The organism is Mesorhizobium sp. M0410, assembly GCF_040321435.1.
Taxonomy (GTDB): Bacteria; Pseudomonadota; Alphaproteobacteria; order Rhizobiales; family Rhizobiaceae; genus Mesorhizobium.
This window is the reverse complement of sequence record NZ_JAMYRN010000047.1, coordinates 1-10785: the sequence shown is the minus strand read 5'-3', so window position 1 is coordinate 10785 and position 10785 is coordinate 1. Positions and strand designations below refer to the sequence as shown.

Below are 10785 nucleotides of genomic sequence, written 5' to 3'. Positions count from 1 at the left end.
CTGTTTCATCGCGCTCGTGTCCTCGAATGGCATCCCGAACCCCCCAGCGCAAAGCGCGCCAAACTGTTCGCGATGTCCTCGCACAGCTGTTCGCGATGTCCCCGGTCCAAACACCCTCAAGGGGGAGATGTCCGGCAGGACAGAGGGGGTGCGAAGGATCGCCGACGCTTATTCTCCGTCGCGCCCGCCGGCGCAAAAGCTCAGCTCTTGTTAGCGGCCAGCACCAGCACCGGCTTTTCGCTGTAGAGGTTGGGGAACAGCCGCTTCAGGTTCTCGACCTTGGGCAAATCATTGTAGACGATATAGGGATAAGTCGGGTTGAGGGTCAGAAAGTCCTGGTGGTAGTCCTCGGCCGGATAGAAGCTCTTGCCGGTCTCCAGCGTCGTCACGATCGGCTTAGGAAACACCTTGGCCTTGTCGAGCTGGGCGATATAGCTTTCGGCGATCTTTTTCTGCGTGTCGTTTTCCGCAAAGATCGTCGAACGGTACTGTGTGCCGCTGTCCGGCCCCTGGTAGTTCAGTTGCGTCGGATTGTGCGCCACCGAGAAATACACCTGCAGCAGCTGGCCGTAAGTAACCTTGGACGGCTCGTAGGTGATCTCGACGGATTCGGCATGGCCCGTCCGGCTGGTGCCGACCATTTCATAGACGGCCGTGTCCTTGTCGCCGCCGGCATAGCCGGAGACGGCGCTGGTGACGCCCTTGACGTGCTGGAACACGCCTTGCACACCCCAGAAGCAGCCGCCGGCGAAGACCGCCTTTTCGGTGCCGGCGGTGGCCTTCTCGTCCATTGCCGGCGGCGGGATCACCACCGCGTCTTCGGCCGAGACTGCCGGGGTCTGCCAGAATACGGCGGCGGCGGCCGTGAGGATGAGCGCGGCAGCTGCTGCTTTTGCGAAAATCGACGATCGTTTCACGGCTGCGGTCATGTCTGATCTCCCATGATGTGGCGTGGATTATACGACGGATAGGTCCGCCGGGCTCTCACATTGCTGTGCGCATCGCCTATTTGGCCGGAGCCATGGCATCGCAGGCCTTGGTCGCCTCTGCCTTCTTCATGGCGTCCGTCTCGGCGTCGGCCTTGTTCATGCAGTCGGCCTTCATCGGATCGGTCGCCTTCATCGCGGTCGTGGCCATCGCGTCAGCCGCCATGGCGCCGGCCGGCTTCATTGCGTCCGTTGCCGGCTTCATGGCGCCCGTTGCCGGCTTCATGGCGTTTGTCGCCATCGCCGGCTTCATCGCATCTTCGGCTCGCGCCGCGCCTCCTGCGAACAGCGCCGCCGAGCAAAGTGCGAAGGCGAGTACCGCCAGGGTCGGGCGATTGGTCAAACGATTGGTCATGATGATCTCCTAGGGTTTGGCAGGGGTTGACGGCATGCGGCGGCGCCGCTGCGCGTTGGGGGAATTTCGCGCGGGTTTCTAATTCGTAGCGGCAGCAAGGATCGGCCCGCCGCCCGGCACCTGTACCAGCACCGCCGTGCTAAGGCCGCCCGTCGTCGCCGGCAGCGGCAGCGCGGTGGCGTCGCCGGTCCAACTGCCCAGCCTGGTCAGCGAATGCACGACATTGGCGTGCGGCAGCGTGCGGCCGGTGTTTTCTCCGCGCGCCACCGGCACCTCGACGACGCCCTTGCCGTAACGCACCAGCCAGACGTCGGCCTTGCCTCCGGGCACCGGACCGGCGCCGATGCTGACCATCCCGCCGGCGAGCGACAGCGAAGGTCCGTCGGCGCGGCCGCCGCTCGAAATCAGCTGCTCGATCTCGCCGGGCCTGGCGCCGACCGCATCGGCCTTGCCGTTGACCACCACTTGTGGCGTGAACGGGCCGGAACGGCCGAGCGACGGTTCATAGCGGACCTGGCGCTGCGTGAATTCTTCTTTGCCGAATGTGTCCTTCCAGCCGAGATAGTCCCAGTAGGTGACGTTGAAGGACAGCGCCAGCACGCCGGGCCGGTCCTTGACCTTGATCAGATTGGCGTTGGCCGGCGGGCAGGACGAGCAGCCCTGGCTGGTGAACAGCTCGACGACGGTCTGCGTCTGGCCGGCGGCCGCGCCGGTTGCCGACAGCACAGTTGCCGAAAACAGTACCGCGGCGAGCCCCATCAGGGCTGTGCTGCGTTTCGATCCGGTCATCGCTGTTCTCCTGTGCGGTTCCATGTCCACACTTCGCCGCCGAAACACGGTTCGTTACAGCATCACCGCTTCGTGATCGTTCGCAGCTCTCTCTTCCTCTTGTGGGAGAAGGTGAATCGGCGCGAAGCGCCGAGACGGTTGAGGGGTGCTGGAAGCAATGAGGCGTCGGCGTTCCCTGGAACACCCCTCATCCGACCGAGCTTCGCTCGGCCGCCTTCTCCCACAGGGGGCAAAGGGAAGACGGTCGCTCGCAACCAACACGCCACCCGGTGTGACGGGCGGCGGTGTGATGGACGGGCAGCCTAAGCGGGCCGATATGCCCTCGCACTCAGCTGCGGCGTCCTATTGTGTCAACAGCGTTTCCGATGCCCGCTGATTGAAGGCGCACTTGCCGGTTACTGTGTAGAAAAAGTCCGCGTTGGAATCGGTGATGGTCGGAGATGTCGGCACCGGCGATCCCCCGTCTTCCCACGCTTGTGTGCTGGTCTGGCCGCACGGCACCAGCGTAAAGATATCGACCGTTTGGCCACTGGCGATCTCGACGCCGTCCGCGTAGAGGCGGTTCGATGTCGCCGGATCGTTCGATTTGAGCACCGTTGGATTGCCTGACGGCACATCCATCTGCAGGTAGAGCTGGTCCATCTGGCTGACGTCGATCACCGCGCCGGCACCGGTCGCCGGGTACATGGTGTTGACGCAGGTGGTCGCATATTTCTTGCCGTTGGAAGCGGTCTGGGTGATCGTGGTGCTGGGCAGCCCATAAAAGCTGAGCACCGTGGTGGTCGTACACACCTGCTGCTGGACCGTAGTGATCGTCGCTCCGTTGATGGTGGAGACGGTCGCCGTGCCATAGCCTTTCGGATCGCCATAACCGTTGTATGTGTAGGTGATCTTCATCAGCTTGTTGGCCACCGTGTCCCCGAATTTGGTGCCGTAGAGCGTCATTGTCTTGCCCCACCAGCCCGAGACCTTGGTCACCTTGAACGTGGCTTGCACCAATGCCGGCCGCTTTGTCACTGCCGACGCAACGCCGACCTGCACCGTGTTGATCCTGGCGATCTGCATGAAATTCGTCGGCATGGCAAAGCCGGCCGAAGCCTTGATGCTGGCGGCGCCGTCGGTGGCGACGACGAAGCTGTCGAGCTTGGCCGTGCCTTGCCCGCCATTGGCCAGGTATACCTCCTGCAGTTTTACCTGACGGTCCGCCAATGAGGTGTCCGTCGCAAGCGTCGTGATCGACAGCGACGCTGCATCGAGGGCGTTCTGCATCGATGCCCTGGTTGAAACCGCCGAGGTATAGTCGATGGAAAAGCCCAATGCGGCAACCATCGGGATAAGCAGGATGGCGAGCATCGGCGCGAACGAGCCGCTCACCGATCTGAGAAATTTGCGTGCTGACAGCGGCATTCCGATCCCCCCGAAACGGCGATAGACCGGTGGGCTACCACGCCGGGCGCAAACTATGCTCTAATCTCATGGATCAAAGTTTAACGACTTTGCCGCCTTGCCGCCGCACCCGCGCCCCGCCGCTTGCCGATATACCGTGCCCCTGCTAAAGCGCGCCGCATGACCACGCCGATCAAGAACATCCGCAACTTCTCCATCGTTGCCCATATCGACCATGGCAAATCCACGCTTGCCGACCGGCTGATCCAGTCGACCGGCGGGCTGGAGCTGCGCGACATGAAGGAGCAGGTGCTGGACTCGATGGACATCGAGCGCGAGCGCGGCATCACCATCAAGGCGCAGACGGTACGGTTGAAATACCGCGCCAACAATGGCGAGGATTATATCCTCAACCTGATCGACACGCCCGGCCATGTCGACTTCGCTTATGAAGTGTCGCGCTCGCTTGCCGCCTGCGAGGGCTCGCTGCTGGTCGTCGACGCCTCGCAAGGGGTCGAGGCGCAGACGCTGGCCAATGTCTACCAGGCGATCGACAACAACCATGAGATCGTCGTGGTGCTGAACAAGGTCGACCTGCCCGCTGCCGAGCCCGAGCGCATCCGCGAGCAGGTCGAGGAGGTGATCGGCATCGACGCCTCCAACGCCGTGCTGATCTCGGCCAAGACCGGGCTGGGCATTCCCGACGTGCTCGAAGCGATCGTCAACGATCTGCCACCGCCGCGCGAGGGCGACATCGCGGCCCCCTTGAAGGCGATGCTGGTCGACAGCTGGTACGACGCCTATCTCGGCGTCATCGTGCTGGTGCGCATCATCGACGGCGTGCTGAAGAAGGGCCAGACCATCCGCATGATGGGCACCGGCGCCAGATACCTGGTCGAGCGCACCGGCGTCTTCACGCCCGCCCGCATCAATGTCGACGAGCTCGGCCCCGGCGAGTTCGGCTTCTTCACCGGCTCGATCAAGGAGGTTGCCGACACCCGCGTCGGCGACACCATCACCGAAGACAAGCGCCCGACGGCACAAGCCCTGCCCGGCTTCAAGCCGGCGCAGCCGGTGGTGTTCTGCGGCCTGTTCCCGGTCGACGCCGCCGATTTCGAAGACCTGCGCGCCGCGGTCGGCAAACTGCGCCTCAATGACGCGTCCTTCTCCTTTGAAATGGAAACCAGCGCCGCGCTCGGCTTCGGCTATCGCTGCGGCTTCCTCGGCCTTTTGCATCTTGAAATCATCCAGGAGCGGCTGGAGCGCGAGTTCAACCTCGACCTCATCGCCACCGCACCCTCGGTCGTCTACCGCCTGCTGTTGAACGACGGCACGGTCAAGGAACTGCACAATCCGGCCGACATGCCCGAGGTGGTCAAGATATCGGCCATCGAGGAGCCGTGGATCCGCGCCACCATCCTCACCCCCGACGACTATCTCGGCGGCATCCTGAAACTCTGCCAGGACCGGCGTGGCATCCAGGCCGACCTGTCCTATGTCGGCAAGCGCGCCATGCTGATCTACGATTTGCCGCTCAACGAGGTGGTCTTCGACTTCTACGACCGTCTGAAGTCGATCTCCAAGGGCTATGCCTCCTTCGACTATCACCTGACCGACTATCGCGAGGGCGACCTGGTGAAAATGTCGATCCTGGTCAACGAGGAGCCGGTCGACGCGCTGTCGATGCTGGTCCACCGCACGGCGGCGGAAAAGCGCGGCCGCCAGATGTGCGAGAAGCTGAAGGAGCTGATCCCGCACCATCTGTTCAAGATCCCGATCCAGGCGGCGATCGGCGGCAAGGTCATCGCCCGCGAAACCATCTCGGCGCTGCGCAAGGACGTCACCGCCAAATGCTACGGCGGCGACGTCTCGCGCAAACGCAAGCTGCTCGACAAGCAGAAAGAGGGCAAGAAGCGGATGCGCCAGTTCGGCAAGGTGGATATCCCGCAGGAGGCGTTTATCCAGGCGCTGAAGATGGGGGATTGAACAACCTTCTCCTCATTCACGGGGAGAACGGCGACTGCCGCTTGCCTGCAGCTAGTTGACACGATAACCCTTTTTCAGAGTGCGGTACTCTGAAATTTGTTTTAGTGGGGGCTTTCGTGGCTGTCGTATTACCTGATTTTTCCAGTTCCGCGGAGGTTGGCGCTTCCCCAATTGTGCAAGAGGCCGTGAGTCGAGGTCTGATCGAATTCACCGGTAATCGCGTTCACTATTCGCTTGCCAGCAAGAAGAACTACGCTTGGTCTGATCCAGAGGAGTGGGTCCGCTGCTTCCTCATAGCATTCCTTGTGTTGGAGCGGGACTATCCCGCTCATCGAATAAAGACTGAAGTTACCGTTCCTCGCCGGACGCCCAGTGATTCCGCTGACATCGTTGTTTATACAGATGACGCCTGCCGTCAGCCCTATCTGGTTGTCGAGAATAAACGCTGGAATGTATCAGTCGCCGAGCGCGCCCAGGCGATCGAGCAGTTGTTCGGAAACTCGAATTCGCTTCGTGCGCCATTTGGTCTCTTCGATTGTGGAAGCGAATCCGCTTTTTTGATATTGCCAACTTTCCGTCTATGGAGCGGGTCGCAAATGTTCGCGGCGATCGTATCGATATTGCTAAACAATACGATGCGCAGCCCTTCTTTTCTCGGGTTGTCGGAGAGAGAACCGATATAGCGCCCGCAAACAAAGCCTATATCGAGACCCGTATCAAATACGCGCATTCCTTAATTTGGGCTGGAGGAAAGCGCGATCCCCTTCGAGCTTTTGACGAATGGAGCAAGCTCCTTTTTGCAAAGGTCCATGACGAGCGCTGGACCGAAAACGGAAAACCGCGTGCATTCCAAGTCGGAACGAATGAAACGAGTGCCTCAGTTGCTAATCGGATACACAAGTTGTTCGCAACAGCCATCACAAAGGACCCAGAGATTTTCACCGCTAACGCAAGGATAGAATTGCCCGACAGAAAGATCGTGGAGGTTGTAAAGGCACTGCAGGCAATATCGTTTGTAGATACAAGTGTCGACAATATTGGCGCAGCATTTGAGAATTTCTTCGGATCAGTTTTCAGAGGAGAGTTAGGCCAGTATTTTACGATGAGGCAAATTGCCAGATTTAGCGTTGCGATGTTAGACATCAAAGAAACAGATTACGTTCTAGATCCTACCGCTGGCAGTGGCGGATTTCTGCTGGAGGTCCTACTACAGGTATGGCATAGTATAGACCGGAGATTTCCGGAGATTAGAAGCGAAAGATTGCGGAATGACTTTGCTCTATACAACGTTCATGGTATAGAAATTCACGACGTTCTCGCCAGAATTTGCAAAATTAATTTGCTGCTCCACCATGACGGTCATACCAATATAGAAGGCGATCGTAGTTGCTTAGACTCCACTTTTTTGCACGAACGCCTTGCTCTTGCGATAGATGCTGATGAGGCTAAGAGAAAAGGCGCGTTGTTCTCAAGGATCGTGGGAAACCCGCCATTTGGTGACGATGTAGAAGCCGGGGACGATGACCATCTTGGCCCTAATCGGCTTGAGAATTTCGAATTGGCAACCGGACGAGACTCTGTTGCTTCGGAACACGTGATTCTGGAACGGTGTGTTACCTTTTTGGCTTCTAATGGGCGTTTGGGATTGGTTCTCCCTGACGGACTCTTTAATAACCAAGGAGAGATTTCAAACTGTCCCAACGTACGTCGTTTTCTGGCGTCCCACGGCGTGATCGAGGCTATCATTTCCCTGCCGGACTACGCCTTTAGGCGGTCCGGGGCACAAAACAAGACCTCTATTTTATTTTTTCGAAAGTTTAGCGATCAGGAAAAGGCGCGATTTGATAGGGCCTATGACACGTATATCAAGTTAAACGAGGGGGATCGCGACGGAGCGATCCAAGCCGGACTTACTACTTTATCATATAGAGTCTTTTTGGCCGAGTCGGCACATGTCGGATACACAAGCACAGGTGCTTTAGATCAGAAAAATGACCTGTACCGTGGAAGTTCTGGCGGAAAACTGGAAATTGATCAAAGCGGTCGGATCCTTGGCGAATATCAGAAATTTCGAGCAGATCAGACAACCTATGAAGGCACGACCTCGCCGGATTGCATGGCTATAGATGTAGTGCAAATGTGGTCTGCTCATTCAAGCCATAGACTTGATCCAAAATACTTCTTGTTTAAGCGCGAGGAACGAGCAATTACGCCTGCGGGGTGGGTGCGACTTCCAATCCGTGACGTTATGCAAAGGCGGGAGGACATTACACGGCCAGAAGACTCTCCAGATGATCCGCTAACTGTCATGACAATTTCGCAAACGGGCGAAATTCGCAAGCGAGAAGCTGGAAAAGGGAGAAATCCGCCTGAGTGGTTGGGAATGTATTTTGCTGATAGCCCCTCTACTTGGTATGCCAGTAAAGCAGGCGACGTTGTTTTTTCTTCAATTGATCTTTGGAAGGGATGCATTTCTGTCGTGCCGGAGGCATTTGATGGAGGGTTGGTCACCAAGGAATTCCCGATCTATGAAGTTACAGATAATAGGTTGGATTCCGGCTTCCTCTGGTGCCTTTTACGAAGCCGATATTATCAGCGCGCCTTTCGTGCGATCACCACGGGTCACAGCAATCGCCGCCGGACTCAAAGAGAGGACTTTGAGGCGCTGGAAATCGTGTTTCCGGACAATGCCGATGTTCAGCGCGCGATGGTTCAAAAAATCTTCGACGCTCGAACTGGCCAGCGGGTCGCCGTCGAGAATTTGCGGGTGGCAATGATGGAATTCAGTGACGCCATTGACGGGCGATTTGGAGAGGAAATTCCAGAAATTCTTGATGATGACAAAGAGGAAGAGTCGTAGATCCGGTCTCCGAAGCGCAGCAGATCTAGCGCAAGAGTCTGAGGATTCTCATGGACCGCCGCACCGCGCTTCAAAGCCGCCGTTGCCGCGTTCTTGTCCTCATTGCACTTATGTTCGCCACACCCGCCCACCTCGTCGACATGGCCTTCTTCGTCGAGAACCAGCGGTCGCAGGCGGCGGCGGTCGAGATGTTCAGCCACAACCGTGAGACGGTGTGGCCGGGCGGCGATCAGGTTTTCTGATCGAGCGGGGTTCGCACGGCCGGCTTGGGGAGATCTCGCATGCACTCCAATCTGGACATCGTCGCCGCGATCGGCCTCGCCATCGGCGGCGCTCTGGGCCTCGCCGGCACTTTCGTCGAGGGCGCGCCACTCCGCGAAACACTCTGGACGATCGACGGTGTCGCACTCGTCGTGGCGACCGCGCTGTTGACCATGAAGTATCAGCGGCAGGGCAATGACTGGGTGGCGGCCGGATTTCTGACCTTTCTCGCCGGCGAAAGCCTGCTGCTCGCCGGCAATGCGGCGGGGCTTGAGGCCAGCGTGCCCTCCTATGTCGGCGGCATCTCGCTTTGGGCGGCGGCGCTGGTCATGATCAGCGCGCCGAAAACCTTCGCGCTGTGGATTCGGCTTGCCACTGTCGTGGCCGCTTTGCTGTTTGTTGCGTCGGCGGGCCTGATCCTGTGGGGTGCGCCGTTGCTGCCGACCTCGACGCCGCTGCCCGCTGCCGGGTATCCGTTCCTGGTGCTCACATTTATCGGCTGGATATGGACGCTGCTGAAGCCCGGGCGTTGAGCCCGGTCGGACCGCCTCCTCTCCGGCCGCTTCGCGGCCACCTCTCCCCACCTTGTGGGGCGAGGAACCCAAGCCTTGTGAGGCTTCGGCGATTGGCATTCCTCGCCCCGGGGAGAGGTGGTTTGCGAAGCAAACCGGGAGGGGTCTTGCTTAGCAACCTCGCGCGCCACGCAATGCGCAAATGGCGCATCCCCCTTCCACCCATCCCGCCGCCATGCCATGTTCCCCTCGCGGCCGGGCAGGCCGTTTCATTCCGGGGGGAATCATCATGTTGTCCTACGCTTTCGTGCGCCGCGCTGCCGCGGCGCTTTGCCTTGCCGCCTTGTTTGCGCCCGTCGCGCATGCCGGCGATGTCACGTTCGAGATCAAGAACAGCCATCCCAACGCCATGCGCGTCGAACTCTACAGCCAGGACCGCGACCATGTCTGGCCGGGCAACAATCAGGATTATTATCTCAACGACGGCGAGACCAAGTCGATCCCGCTGTCCTGCAAGGACGGCGAATCGATCTGCTACGGCGCGTGGGTCGATGGCGACGAGAATACCTATTGGGGCGTCGGTCCCGGCAACACGGAAAAATGCGACGATTGCTGCTACACCTGCAGCGGCGGCGAGACCGAGGAGATCGATCTGGTGCCGTAGCGCGCGAATCTCCCCCCTTGAGGGGGAGATGGCCGGCAGGCCAGAGGGGGTCGGTACGTCCTGATGCGACGTCCCATCGCGGACAGATGATGCCGGCGCTCCACGCGCAACGACCCCCTCTGTCGCCTTCGGCGACATCTCCCCCTCAAGGGGGGAGATCAGGCGCCCAGCCTCTCAGGCAGCTTGACGCCGTCCCGGCCGCCGCCATAGCGTGACGCCTTCAGCAAGGAGATGCACCCATGGCAGTGGTCGAAGGCGAAAAAATCGATATCGGCTTTTCCGGGCGCCGCTGCATCCATTCGCGCAATTGCGTGCTGGGCGATCCGCATGTCTTCGTGCCCAATGCGCCCGGCCAATGGATCCACCCCGAGGCGGCCAGCGTCGAGAAGATCGTGGCGCTCGCCGAAGCATGCCCGTCCGGCGCCATCACCTATGTCCGCAAGGATGGCGGGCCGCAGGAACAGCCGCCGGTGGTCAACACCGTGCGCATAAGGGAAAACGGTCCGCTGGCGGTCCACGCCGAGATCGTGCTGGGCGGCGAGACGTTCTTTCGCGCCACGCTGTGCCGCTGCGGCGCCTCGGAAAACAAGCCGTTCTGCGACGGCAGCCACACCAAGGCAGGCTTTGCCGCCACCGGCGAGCCGGCGCTGAAGGACACGCCGGCGCTGGAGGTGCGGAATGGCCCGCTGACCGTGACGCCGACGACCAACGGCCCGCTCAAGCTCGAAGGCAATGTCGAAATCGTCACCGGCACCGGCCACACGGTAGACCGCACCCAGCGCGCCTTCCTCTGCCGTTGCGGCCATTCCGCCAACAAGCCGTTCTGCGATGGATCGCACAAGCGCGTGGGGTTTGTGGGGTAGGAGGGCTGTCCGGCCAAGCTGCCAATCTCCCCCACGAGGGGCCTGATGCGTAATTCGCTGATTGTGATTCTCTGAGACGAAGCTCGGAGGGAATCGCGATGGCAGTGAAGCAGATGGGCCAGT

Annotated in this window: 10 protein-coding genes and 1 pseudogene; 7 read left to right on the top strand and 4 right to left on the bottom strand. The window is 59.9% G+C overall.

What is annotated here, in order from left to right; translation table 11 throughout:
- Positions 1-200: 200 nt before the first annotated feature.
- The 4 genes from msrA to NKI63_RS30010 form a co-directional block, all read right to left on the bottom strand.
- The gene (gene msrA, locus NKI63_RS30025) at positions 201-929 is read right to left on the bottom strand and encodes a peptide-methionine (S)-S-oxide reductase MsrA (protein ID WP_352476876.1); all 729 of its coding nucleotides are present in this window, start codon (positions 927-929) and stop codon (positions 201-203) included.
- A 76-nt stretch (positions 930-1005) separates the two neighbouring features.
- The gene (locus NKI63_RS30020; protein WP_352691881.1) at positions 1006-1341 is read right to left on the bottom strand and encodes a hypothetical protein; all 336 of its coding nucleotides are present in this window, start codon (positions 1339-1341) and stop codon (positions 1006-1008) included.
- A 78-nt stretch (positions 1342-1419) separates the two neighbouring features.
- A complete protein-coding gene (locus NKI63_RS30015; protein WP_352691879.1) occupies positions 1420-2130 on the bottom strand; it encodes a DUF1223 domain-containing protein in 711 nt (236 codons plus the stop codon).
- Between the two features lie 342 nt (positions 2131-2472).
- Positions 2473-3537 (bottom strand): TadE/TadG family type IV pilus assembly protein, encoded by a 1065-nt coding sequence (locus NKI63_RS30010; protein ID WP_352691878.1) that lies wholly within the window; start codon positions 3535-3537, stop codon positions 2473-2475.
- 159 nt (positions 3538-3696) lie between these two features.
- On the opposite strand from NKI63_RS30010, the gene lepA reads away from it, so the two are divergent.
- From lepA to NKI63_RS29975, 7 genes and pseudogenes are all read left to right on the top strand, one after another.
- On the top strand, positions 3697-5502 hold the full coding sequence (gene lepA / locus NKI63_RS30005; RefSeq protein WP_352691876.1) for a translation elongation factor 4: 1806 nt from the start codon (positions 3697-3699) through the stop codon (positions 5500-5502).
- Positions 5503-5606: 104 nt separating this feature from the next.
- Positions 5607-5987, top strand: a pseudogene (locus tag NKI63_RS30000) (type I restriction enzyme HsdR N-terminal domain-containing protein); the annotation flags it as partial.
- Between the two features lie 50 nt (positions 5988-6037).
- Positions 6038-8362 carry an N-6 DNA methylase gene (locus NKI63_RS29995; protein WP_352824071.1) on the top strand — a complete coding sequence of 775 codons (2325 nt, stop codon included), beginning with the start codon at positions 6038-6040 and terminating at the stop codon, positions 8360-8362.
- A gap of 50 nt (positions 8363-8412) precedes the next feature.
- On the top strand, positions 8413-8604 hold the full coding sequence (locus NKI63_RS29990; RefSeq protein ID WP_352824070.1) for a hypothetical protein: 192 nt from the start codon (positions 8413-8415) through the stop codon (positions 8602-8604).
- Positions 8605-8643: 39 nt separating this feature from the next.
- Positions 8644-9156 carry a hypothetical protein gene (locus NKI63_RS29985; RefSeq protein WP_352824069.1) on the top strand — a complete coding sequence of 171 codons (513 nt, stop codon included), beginning with the start codon at positions 8644-8646 and terminating at the stop codon, positions 9154-9156.
- 268 nt (positions 9157-9424) lie between these two features.
- Complete coding sequence (locus tag NKI63_RS29980) at positions 9425-9799, top strand: hypothetical protein (protein ID WP_502900530.1); 375 nt, start codon at positions 9425-9427, stop codon at positions 9797-9799.
- A 239-nt stretch (positions 9800-10038) separates the two neighbouring features.
- Entirely contained in the window at positions 10039-10662 is a 624-nt protein-coding gene (locus NKI63_RS29975; protein WP_352824068.1) for a CDGSH iron-sulfur domain-containing protein, read from the top strand.
- Positions 10663-10785 lie beyond the last annotated feature (123 nt).

Bases quoted from the DNA above. Each gene is read 5' to 3' on its own strand.
- NKI63_RS29980 (WP_502900530.1), top strand. From the start codon at position 9,425: ATGTTGTCCTACGCTTTCGTGCGCCGCGCTGCCGCGGCGCTTTGCCTT.
- NKI63_RS30020 (WP_352691881.1), bottom strand. From the start codon at position 1,341: ATGACCAATCGTTTGACCAATCGCCCGACCCTGGCGGTACTCGCCTTC.
- NKI63_RS29975 (WP_352824068.1), top strand. From the start codon at position 10,039: ATGGCAGTGGTCGAAGGCGAAAAAATCGATATCGGCTTTTCCGGGCGC.
- NKI63_RS30010 (WP_352691878.1), bottom strand. From the start codon at position 3,537: ATGCCGCTGTCAGCACGCAAATTTCTCAGATCGGTGAGCGGCTCGTTC.
- msrA (WP_352476876.1), bottom strand. From the start codon at position 929: ATGACCGCAGCCGTGAAACGATCGTCGATTTTCGCAAAAGCAGCAGCT.
- NKI63_RS29985 (WP_352824069.1), top strand. From the start codon at position 8,644: ATGCACTCCAATCTGGACATCGTCGCCGCGATCGGCCTCGCCATCGGC.
- lepA (WP_352691876.1), top strand. From the start codon at position 3,697: ATGACCACGCCGATCAAGAACATCCGCAACTTCTCCATCGTTGCCCAT.
- NKI63_RS29990 (WP_352824070.1), top strand. From the start codon at position 8,413: ATGGACCGCCGCACCGCGCTTCAAAGCCGCCGTTGCCGCGTTCTTGTC.
- NKI63_RS30015 (WP_352691879.1), bottom strand. From the start codon at position 2,130: ATGACCGGATCGAAACGCAGCACAGCCCTGATGGGGCTCGCCGCGGTA.